At 66.9% G+C, this 15,006-nt stretch carries 15 protein-coding genes; 5 read left to right on the plus strand and 10 right to left on the minus strand.

All coding sequences use genetic code 11. The features are described from left to right. Window positions 1-66 precede the first annotated feature (66 nt). On the plus strand, window positions 67-1,461 hold the full coding sequence (locus MHN80_RS18570) for an MFS transporter (protein ID WP_239402947.1): 1,395 nt from the start codon (window positions 67-69) through the stop codon (window positions 1,459-1,461). Between the two features lie 33 nt (window positions 1,462-1,494). Here the strand turns inward: MHN80_RS18570 and MHN80_RS18575 are convergent, their stop codons facing one another. Next, the gene (locus MHN80_RS18575) at window positions 1,495-2,997 is read right to left on the minus strand and encodes a class I adenylate-forming enzyme family protein (protein ID WP_239402948.1); all 1,503 of its coding nucleotides are present in this window, start codon (window positions 2,995-2,997) and stop codon (window positions 1,495-1,497) included. 67 nt (window positions 2,998-3,064) lie between these two features. Next, the gene (locus MHN80_RS18580) at window positions 3,065-3,379 is read right to left on the minus strand and encodes a hypothetical protein (protein WP_239402949.1); all 315 of its coding nucleotides are present in this window, start codon (window positions 3,377-3,379) and stop codon (window positions 3,065-3,067) included. Between the two features lie 221 nt (window positions 3,380-3,600). Here MHN80_RS18580 and MHN80_RS18585 point away from each other — a divergent pair, with 221 nt between their 5' ends. Next, the gene (locus tag MHN80_RS18585; protein ID WP_239402950.1) at window positions 3,601-4,467 is read left to right on the plus strand and encodes an LLM class F420-dependent oxidoreductase; all 867 of its coding nucleotides are present in this window, start codon (window positions 3,601-3,603) and stop codon (window positions 4,465-4,467) included. Here the strand turns inward: MHN80_RS18585 and MHN80_RS18590 are convergent. The 3 genes from MHN80_RS18590 to dnaB all read right to left on the minus strand — a co-directional run bounded on the left by MHN80_RS18590 (window position 4,464) and on the right by dnaB (window position 9,323). After that, complete coding sequence (locus tag MHN80_RS18590; protein ID WP_239402951.1) at window positions 4,464-5,744, minus strand: nitrate/nitrite transporter; 1,281 nt, start codon at window positions 5,742-5,744, stop codon at window positions 4,464-4,466. The genes MHN80_RS18585 and MHN80_RS18590 overlap by 4 nt on opposite strands. A gap of 148 nt (window positions 5,745-5,892) precedes the next feature. Then, window positions 5,893-6,924 (minus strand): hypothetical protein, encoded by a 1,032-nt coding sequence (locus MHN80_RS18595; protein ID WP_239402952.1) that lies wholly within the window; start codon window positions 6,922-6,924, stop codon window positions 5,893-5,895. 167 nt (window positions 6,925-7,091) lie between these two features. Next, window positions 7,092-9,323 (minus strand): replicative DNA helicase, encoded by a 2,232-nt coding sequence (gene dnaB, locus MHN80_RS18600; protein ID WP_239402953.1) that lies wholly within the window; start codon window positions 9,321-9,323, stop codon window positions 7,092-7,094. Between the two features lie 571 nt (window positions 9,324-9,894). Here dnaB and MHN80_RS18605 point away from each other — a divergent pair. Further along, the gene (locus MHN80_RS18605; RefSeq protein WP_239402954.1) at window positions 9,895-10,557 is read left to right on the plus strand and encodes a hypothetical protein; all 663 of its coding nucleotides are present in this window, start codon (window positions 9,895-9,897) and stop codon (window positions 10,555-10,557) included. Between the two features lie 60 nt (window positions 10,558-10,617). Here MHN80_RS18605 and rplI read toward each other — a convergent pair whose 3' ends face one another. The 4 genes from rplI to rpsF all read right to left on the minus strand — a co-directional run bounded on the left by rplI (window position 10,618) and on the right by rpsF (window position 12,365). Then, a complete protein-coding gene (gene rplI, locus MHN80_RS18610; RefSeq protein ID WP_239402955.1) occupies window positions 10,618-11,073 on the minus strand; it encodes a 50S ribosomal protein L9 in 456 nt (151 codons plus the stop codon). A 19-nt stretch (window positions 11,074-11,092) separates the two neighbouring features. Next, window positions 11,093-11,350: a 30S ribosomal protein S18 gene (gene rpsR / locus MHN80_RS18615; protein WP_004020662.1), complete on the minus strand. Its 258-nt coding sequence runs from the start codon at window positions 11,348-11,350 to the stop codon at window positions 11,093-11,095. Window positions 11,351-11,434: 84 nt separating this feature from the next. After that, window positions 11,435-11,959, minus strand: coding sequence for a single-stranded DNA-binding protein (locus tag MHN80_RS18620; protein ID WP_004020661.1), 525 nt, complete (start codon window positions 11,957-11,959; stop codon window positions 11,435-11,437). Between the two features lie 124 nt (window positions 11,960-12,083). Continuing rightward, window positions 12,084-12,365 (minus strand): 30S ribosomal protein S6, encoded by a 282-nt coding sequence (gene rpsF / locus MHN80_RS18625; protein ID WP_004020660.1) that lies wholly within the window; start codon window positions 12,363-12,365, stop codon window positions 12,084-12,086. A gap of 167 nt (window positions 12,366-12,532) precedes the next feature. On the opposite strand from rpsF, the gene MHN80_RS18630 reads away from it, so the two are divergent. Both MHN80_RS18630 and MHN80_RS18635 read left to right on the plus strand, forming a co-directional pair. Further along, window positions 12,533-14,017 carry a hypothetical protein gene (locus MHN80_RS18630; protein WP_239402956.1) on the plus strand — a complete coding sequence of 495 codons (1,485 nt, stop codon included), beginning with the start codon at window positions 12,533-12,535 and terminating at the stop codon, window positions 14,015-14,017. Further along, window positions 14,014-14,586, plus strand: a complete 573-nt coding sequence (locus tag MHN80_RS18635) for a GNAT family N-acetyltransferase (protein WP_239402957.1) — start codon at window positions 14,014-14,016, stop codon at window positions 14,584-14,586. Before MHN80_RS18630 ends, MHN80_RS18635 begins: the two co-directional genes overlap by 4 nt. Window positions 14,587-14,593: 7 nt before the next feature. Here MHN80_RS18635 and MHN80_RS18640 read toward each other — a convergent pair whose 3' ends face one another. Beyond that, the gene (locus tag MHN80_RS18640) at window positions 14,594-15,001 is read right to left on the minus strand and encodes a hypothetical protein (protein WP_239402958.1); all 408 of its coding nucleotides are present in this window, start codon (window positions 14,999-15,001) and stop codon (window positions 14,594-14,596) included. Window positions 15,002-15,006: the final 5 nt, after the last annotated feature.

Genomic DNA, 15,006 nt, shown 5'->3' on the forward strand with positions numbered 1-15,006 from the left:
CTGGTGCCGGACTACGAAGCCGCCCCCGGAGTCGTGGTGGAAACCGTTTGCGGTCAGGCGCAGGCGATGACTGAACCAGGAGTTCCGTCGACTCCTGCCGGGGCAGAGCGAACTGCCCGTCGCCGGGAGGCACTCCTGCTGATCGCGGCCACCTCGACGATGGTCCTGCTCGTTCTCGATTCCAGCATCCTCGGCGTCATGCTGCCCACCATGATGCGGGATCTGGATCTCAGCGTGGGCCAGTCGTCGTGGCTGGTATCGGTCTATCTGCTGATGCTCGCGGTGTTCGCCCCGGTAGGCGGCCGCCTCGCCGATGCGCACGGTGCGGCGAGGATGTTCCGAATCGGGATGGTCGGCTTCGTCGCCGCGTCGACGATGATCGCGGCGGTGCCGACCTTCGAAGCGGTCGTGGCCGGTCGAGCACTGGCCGGCATCGCCGGTGCGATGCTCATGCCGGCAACCCTCGCCCTGCTCATCCAGACCGTCGACGAAGCGCGACGGGCGAGCGCGATGGCGGTCTACACGGGAGTCGGCCAGGGTTTCGCCCTCGTCGGTCCCGTCATCGGAGGAGTCTGTGCCCAGATCCTCACCTGGCAGGTGGGTTTTCTCGTCAACGTTCCGGTCGGGATCGCCGCCGTGGTCCTCAGCCATCTCGCCCGCCCGACACCTCACACGCACGCGACACAACCGTGGGATCTGCCCGGGATGGCGTTGCTGGTGACCGGACTCGGCGCGGTCGTCGCCGCACTGCTGCAGGGACCCGCCTGGGGGTGGCGATCGCCGGCGGTCCTCGTCCTGCTCGTGGTAGGGGTCGGCGCATTGGCGGCGTTCCCGATCGCAACACGACGCGCAGCCGTTCCCGTTCTCGACATCGGTCTGCTCCGTGATCGCGACTTCGCGGTCCACACAGCCGCTCTCGCCGCGATCGGTTTCGCGATGACCGCCGCGACGGTCTACGGCGCGGTGATGCTGCAGGAGGCCATGCACCTACAACCCGTCGAGTCCGGCCTCGCTCTCCTGCCGCTGGTGGTCCCGCTCCTGGCTGCCACCCGCCTGGTCGGAGGGCGATACCAGCGCTACGGACTGAAACGCGTCGTCGTGGCCGGGAGCCTGTGCCTGGCAGCCGGAATGCTGATCGTGGCAACCGGTTTCGCGGTGTCGTCGGTGGTGGTCACAGCCATCGGACTCGCTCCCGTCGGTGTCGGGATCGGTGCGCTGCTCAGTCCGCTGACCACCGCAACCGTCGCCTCCGTCCCGGCCGGACAACGCGGTCAGGCATCGGGGGTCATCACCACCAGCAGACAGATGGGCGCCATCCTCGGCGTCGCAGTGTTCGCGGCCCTTCTCGCGGCCTACCCGGGTCGCCCCGGGACCACGATCGGATTCGTCGTCACCTGCGCGTTGCTCATTGCTGTCGCGGTCGTCGCCGCCACCACCTCGTCGCGCGATACCGCATGGTGACGGATGCGTTTCGGTTCGATGGGCATCCCCTCCTCACCGTGTTCGGTCGTCGCCGAACAGCTGGGCGATGATGGCCGGCCGACTCGGCTTACCCTGCTCGGTGACCGGGAGGGTGTCGACAATCTCGAGTAGCACGTCGACGGGGTCTGGGATCGACACACGCAACTGCACGGAGATCTCCTCGACGGTCAGCGAGGCTGCGGAATCCAGCACGACGACCGCCCCGAACACCGCATCGGCCCCGTCAGGCGCCGGCACCGCCACGGCGTAGCGAACCTGCGGGAGGTCACACAGCGCCTCTTGGATGTCGACCGGAAAGACGGAGCCCACGGCCGTGTCACGACGGTCGTCAGCGCGACCCCGCACGAGCAGATAACCCTCGTCGTCGACCATCCCGACGTCGCCGGTGGCGAACCACCCGTCGTCGGTGAACCCGGAGTGCGGTGGCGCAACGCTGTATCCGTGGGCCTGTGCCGGTGTCCGGACATGGATGGCGCCCTCTTCCAGCGGCGGGCAGAGCCGCCCATCGCTCGCCCTGATCTGCAGTTCTGTCGACGGCAGCGGTCGTCCCGAGGTACCGAGACGGGGCGAGTCGACGACGTAGTCCGGGCCGGAGAGCATGCTGATCACGCCGAATTCGCTTGCTCCATAGGGATTGACGAGTATCGGTCGGCCAGCCAGCCGTAGTAGCCGACGCCGTAGCGACGGTGCCGCGTCCGCACCGACGTGACTGATTCCGACGACGGAGGACAGGTCTGCTTCGGCGAGGTCGACACTATCCAGGAGTTCGACGAGGAGCGGTTCGACCAGCGCGAGGTGGGTGATCCGCGCGTCGGCGATCGTCTGCAGGACCGACATCGGTGTGAACTCGTTCTGCAGATACACATGTCCCCCGCCGAGAAGAACTGTGTCGACCAGTGTCTGGGCGATGTAGGCCAACGGAGTGCAGACCAGTTGGCGCCTGCCCGGCGTCGGGCCGAGGTCGACCAGCCGACGGTACTCTCCCTGTGTCCGGACACTGGCCTTGGAGACTCCGGTGGTGCCTCCGGTGGCGACCAGAACGCATTCGTCGTCGGACGAGATGGTCACGACTCCCGGCTCGGCCGCCTCGGCTGTCAGCAGATTCTGCAGTCCGGGAACTCCCCCGACCGCAAGCACATTCAGATCCGCGGCACCCGCGATCGATGGTGCGGTGTCCGGGAAGACGATCACCGCGTCCGCGCCGATGCGCGACAGGAACACCCTCAATCTCGCGGGTGACCCCGCATCGGGGCAGTACACGGTGGCCGCGCCGAGAACCGACGCGGCGTACCGAGCCGCGATCGCCTCACCGGTCACCGGCGCGACGAGTGCGACGCGATGTCCCTGTCGGACACCGTGAGTGCACAGAGCACCCACGAGACCCTGAATGAGCTCGAGGAGCTCGCGCCCGGTGAAGCGCCTGCGGTCGTCGACCAGGACCACATCGTCCGAGTCGCGGCGGAGCCGGTGCACGATGTCGTCCAGGTAGGTCGCGAAGCCCTCGGCGTCGGTCATACAGGTGGCTCCTTTGCGGTGATGCTGTCGCCGGAGTGTCGCATGGTGTGCTCCGTCGTCTCACGTGTCAGCGAATGATGTTGTGCGGGACGAGGGGTCCGATGTCGAGCGGGGGCAGCACCCGGACTCCGACCATGATCCCGTCGCACAGCAGGGCGGTCGGCGCGGCCGTGGTGCAGACGTAGTTCGAGCGCTTGTCCCAACTGTCGCAGTAACCCTCGAAGCAATAGGTCAACCCATCGGCGGACTTGCTCCACGGGGGCGTGTGGGGCTTGGGCACGTTCACCGGTTCGGCACCGGCGACGCCGACCCCGAGGGTGGCTCCACCCGCGGTGAGGAGAGCGATGGCGGCGGCCTTGGCGAGTGTTGGCGGGGTCGTCATCTGTAGTCCTGTCATCCGGGGATCGGTGAGACAAGCATGCTGCTCCCTCCGTCAGCAATCGTCTGCGCAATGACGTAGGTTTCGGTGCCATCGTGCGCGACGAGTCCCCCTCTGCGCGCGGCTCAGCGTGCGACGGATCTGAAGTGCGGATGCGCCGCACCGTGGTGCCATACGATGCCGACCAGGCATATCACCGTTCCACCCCACAGATTCGGAGCAGCATGCGACTCGGACTCCACGCTCTGGGCATCGGCACCGGAGCGCGCCGCGACATCATCGACGCCGTTGCCCACCATGCCGAGACGCGCGGCTTCCGCACATTGTGGTGCGGGGAGCACGTGGTGATGGTCGATGACCCGGCCTCGCCGTACCCGTACACCCCGGACAAGAGAATCGCGGTCCCCGCCGAGGCGGACTGGCTCGACCCGACGATCGCGCTCTCGTTCGCCGCCGCGGTCACCGACACGATCCGCCTCGCCACCGGGGTGCTGCTCCTTCCCGAACACAACCCCGTCATCGTGGCCAAACAGGCCGCCTCACTCGACCGTCTGAGCGGCGGACGACTGACCCTCGGTGTCGGAGTCGGTTGGTCCCGTGAAGAATTCGACGCGTTGGGAGTCCCATTCGAGCAGCGCGGAGCCCGGGCCGACTCCTACGCGGACGCGATGCGTGTGCTCTGGCGCGACGAGGTCGCCTCCTACCGCTCGGAATTCGTCGCCTTCGAGAACATCCGGGTGAATCCGAGACCGGCGGCCGGCCACATTCCGTTCGTCGTGGGCGGCAACAGCGATCGCGCTCTGCGCCGCGTCGTCGGCTGGGGTGATGGCTGGTACGGGTTCAACCTCGACGACGTCGACGCAGTGGCCGATCGGATCAACACGATCGAGCGGCTGTGTTCCGAGAAGGGTCGTGACCGCACCGGGCTCGATGTCGCGGTCGCTCTTCGTGATCCCCATCCCGCGGATCGCGACCGACTCGCTGCTCTCGGCGTCGACGAACTCGTGCTCGTGGAGTCACCGCCTGCGGAGGCCGACGCGGTCCCCGGGTGGTTGGACGAGCTGGTGAGCCGCTGGGGCGTCGAGGACTAACGCAGCCCCGGGTCCGGTTCCTCACGCAACAGGCGTGCGCGCCCTTTGCGTCGATAGCGATAGATCTGAACGGCCCCGAGTCCCCAGAGCACGAACTGCGCCGACATCGCCCAGGTGAACGCCTCGGGCGGATACCCCTGGACACCGTCGGGGGTTCGCCAGTCGAGAATCACACCGATGAGCCCCGCGAGGATCAGACTCGCGATGAAACCCGCCTGATTAATGATCCCGGTCGCCGTGCCCGCCCGCGACGCCGGATTGGACGTGCGGCCGACATCGAAACCGATCATCGACGCGGGGCCGCCCATCCCACAGACCACCACGAGGAGCACGAGAAGCCAGAACGGCGCACCCCCGGGCCACGCCAGTACCACCGTCCAGGTGGCCGCGATGCCGGCGAGCACCGCCAACACCACCGTCGATCGATGCCAGGGCCACCGGGTGATGAGCCACGCGAAGATCGGCCCGAAAGCCATGATGGCGAAGACCATGATCGTCAGGAGCGAACCCGCCGCAGCGGAACTCACCCCCTGGCCCTCCACGAAGAACGGGTACCCCCACAGCAAACCCAGCACAGTGGCGCTGAAATGCGTCGAGAAGTGCATCCAGAAACCCAGCCGGGTCCCCGGGTGCTCCCACGATTCGCTGAGACTGCGCCGGATTCCGGCCAACCCGAGCATGGGTCCCGACACCGAGCGGACCGTCGCGGAATCCCGCACGACGAGCGCGGACGCCACGAGCAGGACGACCCCGAGCCCGGCGGTTGCCATGTATGCGCGACTCCATCCCCACGAGGACAGCGCCCAGGTCATCGGTATGGCGGCCGCGACCGCGCCGAGCTGGCCGAGCACCCCGGTGAGCTGGGTCAACAACGGAACACGTCGCGCCGGGAACCAACTCGAGACCAGCCGCAGAACACACACGAAGGTCATGGCATCGCCGACCCCGACGAAGAACCGAGACGAGAGGGCCCACGTGTAGCTGTCCGCAAAGGCGAACCTGAGCTGGGCCAGCGAGAGGATCAACGTGCCGGTGAGAAGAACCCGTCGCGGACCGAACCTGTCGACGAGGAGGCCGACCGGTACCTGCATCAACGCGTACACCAGCAGCTGCAGCACGACGAAAGTCGACAGCTGGGAGGCGCTGATCTCGAAACGCTCAGCCGCCAGCAGGCCGGCAACGGCCAATGATGATCGCTGCAGCACGGCGACGAAGTAGACCGTGACGCCGACGATCCAGATGATCATCGCCTGCCGCGAACTGGATGACGAGGTCATCTCAGCGTCTCACCGACGGGCCGGACCTCAGGAACTCTTTCGATCACCTAACTATTGTCCGACACGCTGCGCTTTCGTTGCGAGCGCCCCGCAGAGTGCGGCCTCGATGCCGGATTCCGCGACAGATCCCGCACTCTGCAGTGCCTTGTCAGCGGTCCGCGCCCGCCGACGCCCCGACCAGTTCGGCGTCATCGGCTTCGTTGCCGAGTGCACCATCGCTCGGTCCCTCGCGTCGCGTCCGGGCCATTCGAATCAGGAGCAGCGCCAACAGGATTGCGCCCACCCCCGAACCCGCGACGACCGCCCAGCTCACACGTTCGGCGACACTGCCGGCGGACTGGTTCGACGCGGGAGGCGCGGTGTCGCCGGGGGTGGCCGGGGTCAGATTGGTCGACGCGTTGTCGAGGTCGTCGTTGATCGAGTTGAGCACGCCCTGGAGTTGCTTGACCCCGGCGTTCACCTTGTCGGTGGCACTCAGGGTGTCTTCCCGCGCCGATGCGAGGCGGTTGAGTCCGGTGGACAACTGGCCGGCGGCCGTCTGTGCTTGCGTGATCGCGGAGTCGATGCCGGCGGCGGAGGACTCGAGTGACTTCCGCATCGTCGCCAGCTCGCCTTGCAGCGAATCGAGGGAGCCGAGGTGCTCACTGATCTCCCGACTCGAACCCTGAAGCGCTCGGAGCCGTTCGAGGGCGTCCGCCGACCCGGGGGTCCGGGAGTTCTCGAGGTAACCGATGAGCGGTGTCACCAGTGAATCGAGCTCGGTGACGGAGTTCGAGAGCGAGGACACCTGCCCGAGGACCGCTGACACCGCCAACGCACCGTCGTTGACCTGGCGGGTCGCCGACGACACATCCGGAGCGTTGCCCAGACCTCGCACCAGCTGGTCCGAGGCGGAGGCGGCGGTGTCGACGGCGTCGAAGATGTCGCGCGCACTCCCGGTCGCCGTCGCGATGCCGCCGGTCGCGCTGTTCAGGCCCGCGGACATCAGTTGGAACATCATCTTGGCCGACGACACGGAGTCACCGGCCGCATCGATCTGCTCGGCGGGCGGTCTGGTGTCCTGGGCGTCTGTCGTGTCCGTGGGCAGCGCCAGGTAGACCACCCCGCCGACCAGCAGCGCCGCCAGCAACACCGCAAGCGCACCCACCGGCACCATGGTCGCCGGGACACGCTTGCTCACAACAGTTTTCACACTCACAACGCCGACCGATCCGAACTCCACCACGACTCTCGTGGACACGTCCCGGACGCACGGTACCCGGCCGGCCGCCGGCGTCCCTCATCGAGAAGCACCGGGCGGCGCGATTATCAGCGAGTTCTCACCCCACACTCAGGGGAAGCGGCGAACTACCCCCGCGCCATGTCCACGAACCGGGACAGGTGCAGCTGGTGTGCGACGGTGATCGTGGCGGTCGGGCCGTTACGGTGCTTGCCGACGATGATGTCGGCCTCGCCGGCGCGCGGGTCGTCGCGCTCGATGGAGTCGGGACGGTGCAGCAGGATGACCATGTCGGCGTCCTGCTCCAGCGAACCGGACTCTCGGAGGTCCGACACCTGGGGTTTCTTGTCGGTACGTTGCTCCGGACCACGGTTCAGCTGACTGATCGCGATCACCGGGACCTCGAGTTCCTTGGCCAGCAGCTTCAGCTGACGGGAGAACTCCGACACCTCCTGCTGGCGGGACTCGACCTTTTTACCCGAGGTCATCAGCTGCATGTAGTCCACCGCAACGACTTTCAGGTCGTGGCGCTGTTTGAGACGCCGCGCCTTGGCGCGGATCTCCATCATCGTGAGGTTGGGCGAGTCATCGATGAAGAACGGCGCCTCCGAGATCTCGCCCATCCGGCGGGCGAGGCGGGTCCAGTCGTCGTCGCTCATCGTGCCGGCGCGCATGTCGGCCAGCTTGATCTTCGCTTCCGCCGACAACAGACGCATGACGATCTCGGTCTTGCTCATCTCCAGCGAGAACATGGCGGCGGTCAGGCCGTGGCCGATCGCCGCGGAGCGCAGGAAGTCCATCGCGAGCGTCGAATTGTGGGTCGGGACCATCGCCTCGCCCGCGAGGTACAGGTGTTCGGCGTTGTCGACCTGGACGCAGCGCACGGGGACCGGGTCGACGGGGCGGACCGCGACGACGCGCCGGACACCGGCCCGCCTGCGCAGCTCTTTGTGCCGAATCGCCTTGTGGTGAACGGTGAACACGTCATCGTCGGCGTCGACGCGCAACCAACCGGTGGCTGACCGCTTGTAGTTGAATCCGAGTCCGGCCACGAGATCGGCGACGACGGCCGTCATGTGCCGGGTGGCGGCCGGGACGGTGATCCAGCCGTCGTCGTCGACCGAGGCACGGGCGTCAAGCAGTCCTGCGAGCAGTGCCCGGCGCTGCGCGATCGAACCGCGCAGGTACTCGTACGGGATGCGCCCACCGAGGTCGGCCATCAGCGTCATGACGTCGACCGGGCCCTCGGCGTCGATCCGCATGCTGATCTCGGGGTCGTCGAAGGCCATCCCGGCCAGCGCCGCCACCGTGTAGGGGCCGTAGGCGAAACGCTTGCGCGGCAACTCGAGCGGCGCGGTGTTGCGCACGACAGCGCAGCCGACGTGTGCACGAAGACCGGCTGTGGTGACAACGCGGCGTTTGCCGTCGATCTCGGCCGCCCACTGGTGCTGCTCGTCCGCGACGATCATCGCGCCGTCGCTGAATTCGATTTCGTAGCAGGGGCGTTCGGTCATCACCTCGGTGGCGGCGACAACCCGGGTGGGTCGGCCGTGCGCATCGAGGAGATGATCGCCGACCCCCACCTTGCCCATCGTTGTCCACCCGGTGGGCGTCGGCAGCGGGGTGTCGAGCGCGAGCGCCTTGCCGACACCCGGACGGGCCGCGACGATGATCATCTGGCCGGGGTGCAGGCCGTTGGTGAGCTTGTCGAAGTCGGCGAACCCCGTCGGGACGCCCAACGAGATGCCGCCCCGCGATGCGATGGAGTCGATCTCGTCCATCGTCGGCTGCAGCAGATCCTCGAGGGGGACGTAGTCCTCCGCGGTGCGCTTCTCGGTGACCTCGTACACCTCGGCCTGGGCCCGGTCGACCACCTCGGCGACGTCCTGGCCGTCGGCACCGGCGTAGCCGTACTGGACGATGCGTGTGCCGGCCTCCACGAGTCGCCGCAGCAACGCCTTCTCCGCGACGATCTCCGCGTAGTAACCGGCATTGGCGGCAGTGGGCACCGTCGAGATCAGCGTGTGCAGATAGGGCGCACCGCCGATCCGTTTGAGTTCGCCCGCTCTCTCGAGTTCCGCGGCGACCGTGACGGCGTCGGCGGGCTCACCCTTCGAGTACAGCGTGAGGACCGCTTCGAACACCGCCTGGTGAGCGGGACGGTAGAAGTCGTTGGTACGGATCTTCTCGACGACGTCGGCGACCGCATCCTTGGACAGCAGCATGCCGCCGAGCACCGACTGCTCGGCGGCCAGATCCTGCGGGGGCTGCCGGCCGAAGTCCTCCGCGGGGATCTCTTCTTCTCCCCGTGTTCGGCCTCCGGCGGCGGGGCCGCGCCCGCGGTCATCCACAACAGCCACGCGTGTCAAACCTCTCGCAACGCTCGATCCCACCCGACATCGAATGAGTACGACCTTGAGTCTGGTGTCGGCCCCGGTAGGCCACGTCGCGAGTCCCCGGTGTCGACGTCGTGTTTCGGTCAGTCTCTTCCTATCGGGTGGCACCGACATCGACTGTCGTGTGCGCCGAGACGGACGGAGACGCTGAGGCGTGACACTAGGACGTCTGCGACCCCGACTCAAACCGACCTGTTGACGAATCTGGGGATTACTTGTGGAGCGTGTGTGAGTGGCCAGGGGACGCGTTGTGCACCCTTTGTGGACAACCTGAGGAATTCGGGTGTGAACAACACTGTTTCCGCAGCTCAGAGGGCTGACTAATTTCCACAATCAAGGAATTGGAAATCCTTTGGACTTCCTCGGCGCGTCGCCTTGCGGGCGTGTTGCGGGTGCCCGTTCAACCACCCGTGGCGAATATTCGGGTGAACATCCGGTGTGGTCTGCGTTACACCTGGCCAGACGAGCTCCCGAGCATCTTCAGTCGTGCGACTTACCGACGAACGCCGACGACACGCCTGCCGGGTGTGATGCAATGTCGATCGTGTCGAGGTTGGGGTCCAAGTCGGTCGTTGTCCGTCGCGTGGTCACCGTGCTGGCCGCCCTGAGTGCTGCCGCCGGGCTCGCGACGGCCCCGTCGGCCGTCGCCGCACCGGGTCCCTCGATGCCCGTCGAATTCGATCTGTCGCGGTATCAACCGATCGACCCGACGACGTTCCGGTCTGTGGCCTACGTCGACAACGGGCGCTCCTTCTTCACGACCGGCCGATGGGTGTGCCAGGTCGGCCCCGGCTACCGCTACGTGGGTTGTGCGGGCCGTCCGGCGACCGCCCCGCCGAATGCCATCGGTGCGGTCATCTCCGACGACCAGCAGGGACCCTGGTGGGCGCGCACGGACCAGACCTATCGCTTCGGTCCGAAGAGCGGCTTCCGGCCGCCGCTCCTCGGCGTCGGCAAGCGGGTGACCATCGAGGGCGTCACGTGCACCGCCCCCCGCCGCGACACCGTGGCCTGCCGGACCGGCGAGCGCGCGCTGATCTTCACGCCGGCCTGGCACAAGTTCTTCTTCCCGTCGTGGGACACCCTCGGTCCCGGCAACAACGCGGTCGACCACAGCGCCAACCCGGCGCCGCGGTACCTCCCGCCCCGATTGCAGTACTGGAACCAGCTGCCTGCCAATCCGCCGGCACCGAAGTAGGGACAGACGACGAAGGCCGGGTGGAGATCTCCACCCGGCCTTCGTGCGTGAATCTGGAGGTCAGCTCGCGGGGACGACGGCGAGCTGGACGGTCGCCGAGACCTGCGGGTGCAGGTTGACGACGACCGGGTAGCTGCCGGTGGCCTTGATGTGCCCCTTGGGCAGCTCGACGCTGCGCTTGTCGACGGTCGGGCCGCCTGCGGTCTTGATGGCACCGGCGACATCTGCCGCGGTGACCGAACCGAAGAGCTTGCCCGAGTCGTGGGTCTTGACGTCCAGCGAGACATCGGCGAGGCCCTCGAGGGCCTGCTTCAGCTCGTTGGCGTGCTCGAGACCGCGGACCTCGCGGGCTTCCTGCGAACGGCGGATGCCCTCGACCTGCTTCTCGGCTCCGCGGGTGGCCTTGATGGCCAGGCCGCGAGGCAGCAGGTAGTTGCGGCCGTAGCCGTCCTTGACCACGACGATGTCGCCGGCTTCGCCGAGGTTCTCCACGGCGGCGGTGAGGATGAGCTTCATGTCAACTGATCCTTTCCGCTTATCGGCTGGTCGAGGTGAAGGGCAGCAGGGCCACCTCACGCGAGTTCTTCACTGCCACAGCGACGTCGCGCTGATGCTGCACGCAGTTACCGGTCACGCGACGCGACCGGATCTTGCCACGGTCGGACAGGAAACGACGCAGAAGCGCGGTGTCCTTGTAGTCGATGACGGCCTTCTTGTCCTTGCAGAAGCTGCACGCCTTGGTCTTGGTGACCTTCTCGACGCGAGGCTTCCGGCTCGGCTTTGCCTTTGCCATGTGTGTATTGCTCCAGTCAATGCTTCGGGGACGGTCGCTGCCGTTCCCGGGTGTTCGGGGCGGGTGATCGTGCCCCGAGCGCTATCAGAAAGGTGGTTCGTCGTCCCCGCCGCCGAACGATCCCCCGCTGTTGCTGGCAGGCGCGCTGCCCCAGGGATCGTCGGCAACCTGCTGGTTCGAGTTCCCGCCGCCGCGGCTACCGCCGCCGCCACCGGACCCGAATCCGCCGCCACCACCGCCACCGCGCGAGGCGCGGTTGACCTTGGCGGTGGCATACCGCAGGGAGGGGCCGATCTCGTCGACCTCGAGTTCCACGACCGTGCGTCGTTCGCCCTCTTTGGTTTCGTAGGACCGCTGCTTGAGCCGTCCCTGCACGATCACCCGGGATCCCTTGGTCAGGCTCTCGGTCACGTTCTCCGCGGCGTCGCGCCAGATGTTGCAGCGGAGGAACAGCGCTTCGCCGTCCTTCCACTCATTGGTCTGGCGGTCGAAGGTGCGCGGAGTGGAAGCCACCGTGAAGTTGGCAACCGCTGCGCCCGACGGCGTGAACCGCAGTTCCGGGTCGGCGGTGAGGTTGCCGATGACGGTGATGACCGTGTCGCCTGCCATGTGTTTCCCCTTGGGTCGTGTGGTGGGCACTCGCTGATCGACATGCACCGGGTTGTGTTGAACTGTCGGGTCCAACCCTAGAACCCGGTACCGACGTGTTCAGACGATCAAGAAAGCCTGTGGATTACTTCCGCAGGACCTTGGTGCGCAGAACCGACTCGTTCAGCTTCAGCTGACGATCGAGCTCGGTGACCGTGGCGGGCTCGGCGTTGAGATCGATGACGGCGTAGATGCCCTCGTTGTGCTTGAGGATCTCGTAGGCAAGACGGCGCTTGCCCCAGATGTCGACGCCGTCCACCGAACCGCCATCCTTGCGGACAACATTGAGGAAAGTATCGAGTGAGGGTGCGACGGTGCGCTCGTCCAGATTCGGATCGAGGATGACCATCAATTCGTAGTGACGCATAAGACCACATCACCTCCTATGGGCTAGGTCGGCCACGGACTGTCCGTGGCAGGAGGGTCGCCTGCGTCGGCAACCGGTCCAAGATACATGACCTGCCCGTTCGCAGTGAAATCCGTGGTCACGGGTCGCTGCGGCGACCTACCGCCGGACCACCTACGCTGTTGCCCATGTCGGAGCGGCGGACAACCCCGGGAAGGTGGTCCGCACGGTTGTCCGGCCGTGGCGAGACGGCCGTCATCGTTCTGGTCTCGGTGCTGGCGACCGCGGCCACGATGTTCTGGAGCTTCCAGGCCAAGCTCCGGTGCGGCGGCGCCCCCTTCGACGAGTACGGGCGCAGCGACAACTGGCCGACGGGTGATCCCGACGCGGTGATCCCCTGCTACTCGGACCTGATCTACCTGTGGCTCGGCCGCGACATCAACACCCACGTCTTCCCCTACATCCACGGCGGGATCGCCTCCGACGGCACCCTGTTCGGCGGCGTCGTCGAGTACCCGGTGCTCTCCGGCGTGCTCATGTTCTTGGGCGCGAGCGGGGCCGACACCGACACCGACTTCTTCATCCAGTCCGCACTCCTGTTGGCGCCGTTCGGTTTCGCGATCACGGTGATGCTCGCGCTGATGGTCCGATGGTGGGCGTTGCTCTGGGCCGCGACACCCCCGCTGGTGCTGTACTCCTTCCACAACTGGGAACTGCCGGTTGTCGCGACGGCCGTCGGGGCGATCGCCGTGATGGCCTGGGGCGCGTCCGTCCAACCCGGTACAGATCGACGACGGCTGCCGCTTCGCACGTCCGCGGTCATCGCGGCAGTCCTGCTCGCGGTCGGCTTCTGCCTCAAGCTCTACCCCGGCATCTTCGTATTGCCGCTCGCCGCATACGTTCTCACCCGCGGCGCCGGTGGTGCACGCACAGGCGGGCAACGACGGCGCGGTGGAAGCGGCCTGGACTGGACGGGCGCCGGTTGGGTTGGCGGCGCCGCCGTCGTGACGGTGGCCGCGATCCAGTTGCCGTTCATGGTCCTCGGATTCGACGGATGGAAGGCGGCACTGTCCTTCCAGAGCCGCCGCCGAGCCGACGTCGACACCAATTCCATCTGGTACTGGGGGCTGCGGTACCTCACCGGGACCGGAGACACTTACAACTCCGTGGTCAGCGTGCTGTCCCCGCTGCTGATCCTTGCCTCGTTCGCGGTGGCGATGTACCTCGGGTGGCGCCGGTTCGAGCGCGTCGGCATCTTCCCGTGGATCGGCGTGAGCGGCGCGATGCTGGCGGGTTTCATGCTGTTCCACAAGGTGCACTCGCCGCAGTACACGCTCTGGATTCTGCCGTTCTTCGTTCTCATGAAGGTGCGCTGGCCGGTGATCCTGACCTATCTCCTCGCCGACCTCGCCCTCGACCTGACGATCTTCCGCCTGTTCCCGATCCGGGATGCCGGCGATCCGCTGCCATGGTGGATCGTCACCGGCGTCGCCGGTTCGGTGTGGGTGCACGCGGTTCTGCTCGCCTACCTGATCGTGACCTTCGTGGGCACCCCGCTCCGTGAGCCGTTGGCTGTCCGAATGGCCGCACGGGTTCCCGGTGCCGTCGACCCGTCCTCCGACGGGGAGCGGTTCCGTTCACCGCGCGACACGATCACGAGAGGTTCGGCATGAGTACATGGTTGGCGACCGGCCCACTGGTGCACGATCGGGTCACCCTGCGGCCGATCGGCATCGAGGACATCGGACCGTTGGCGCGCGTCGTCGACGACCCCACCCTCTTCCGGTGGGTTCCGGGCGTGCCGACCGACGAGGACAGTGCGCGCCGGTACGTCCGGTCGGCTCTCGACTCACGCGTCGCCTTCACCGTCGTCGACAACGCCGACGGCAGCGTGGTCGGGTCGACGAGTTACTACGAAATCGACGAGACCAATCGGTCAGCGTGCATCGGTTACACGTTCTACAGCGAACGCGTCCAGGGGACCGCGGTGAATCCCACCGCCAAATACCTGTTGATGCGCCACGCATTCGAGGAGTGTGGCGCCGTCCGCCTGACGTGGCACACGCACGAGAGCAACGCGCGATCGCGCGCCGCGATCTCGAAGCTGGGTGCGAGCTTCGAGGGTCTGCTGCGCAAGCACCGCCGATTCGGTGACGGCTGGCGCACGACCGCCCTGTACGCCATGACCGATGACGATTGGCCCGCGGCCAGAGATCGCCTGCTGCAGCGGATCACCGTCTGAGCGAGACCTACGGGTTCTTGGTGTGTTCTGAATGTCCCCGGGTGCGCCGATCTTCTTTCATCCGCGCCTCGTGCACGTGCCGCCGGCCGTCGGTCAGATCGGCTCGCACCCGGTCGACGTACTCGCGCAACGGGCCCCAGTAGGTGTCGTCGAATTCCTCGACGACCTGGAACGTCCAGCGACCCTCCAGCACATTGCGACCCACCAGCTCGGTGGACAGCTCATCGGCGAACTCGGCATGGCCCGCCTCGCGCAGTTCGTCGACGGCCTCCCCCAGCAGCAGATCGCCACGCCCGATGAGCTGATGGAAGGAGTAGAGGTGGCCGCGGGCGCGCTCGATGTACTCCAGCGCCTCCCCAACCTTGCCGACCGCCTCCGCGGTGTCGTCCGAGATGTGTGGTGCGGTATCCGACATGACCG

It is taken from the genome of Gordonia sp. McavH-238-E (genome assembly GCF_022348225.1).
GTDB lineage: Bacteria > Actinomycetota > Actinomycetes > Mycobacteriales > Mycobacteriaceae > Gordonia > Gordonia terrae.

Coding starts and splice junctions, on each gene's coding strand:
- MHN80_RS18570 (WP_239402947.1), top strand. CDS start 67: ATGACTGAACCAGGAGTTCCGTCGACTCCTGCCGGGGCAGAGCGAACT.
- MHN80_RS18575 (WP_239402948.1), bottom strand. CDS start 2,997: ATGACCGACGCCGAGGGCTTCGCGACCTACCTGGACGACATCGTGCAC.
- MHN80_RS18580 (WP_239402949.1), bottom strand. CDS start 3,379: ATGACGACCCCGCCAACACTCGCCAAGGCCGCCGCCATCGCTCTCCTC.
- MHN80_RS18585 (WP_239402950.1), top strand. CDS start 3,601: ATGCGACTCGGACTCCACGCTCTGGGCATCGGCACCGGAGCGCGCCGC.
- MHN80_RS18590 (WP_239402951.1), bottom strand. CDS start 5,744: ATGACCTCGTCATCCAGTTCGCGGCAGGCGATGATCATCTGGATCGTC.
- MHN80_RS18605 (WP_239402954.1), top strand. CDS start 9,895: ATGTCGATCGTGTCGAGGTTGGGGTCCAAGTCGGTCGTTGTCCGTCGC.
- rplI (WP_239402955.1), bottom strand. CDS start 11,073: ATGAAGCTCATCCTCACCGCCGCCGTGGAGAACCTCGGCGAAGCCGGC.
- rpsR (WP_004020662.1), bottom strand. CDS start 11,350: ATGGCAAAGGCAAAGCCGAGCCGGAAGCCTCGCGTCGAGAAGGTCACC.
- MHN80_RS18620 (WP_004020661.1), bottom strand. CDS start 11,959: ATGGCAGGCGACACGGTCATCACCGTCATCGGCAACCTCACCGCCGAC.
- rpsF (WP_004020660.1), bottom strand. CDS start 12,365: ATGCGTCACTACGAATTGATGGTCATCCTCGATCCGAATCTGGACGAG.
- MHN80_RS18630 (WP_239402956.1), top strand. CDS start 12,533: ATGTCGGAGCGGCGGACAACCCCGGGAAGGTGGTCCGCACGGTTGTCC.
- MHN80_RS18635 (WP_239402957.1), top strand. CDS start 14,014: ATGAGTACATGGTTGGCGACCGGCCCACTGGTGCACGATCGGGTCACC.
- MHN80_RS18640 (WP_239402958.1), bottom strand. CDS start 15,001: ATGTCGGATACCGCACCACACATCTCGGACGACACCGCGGAGGCGGTC.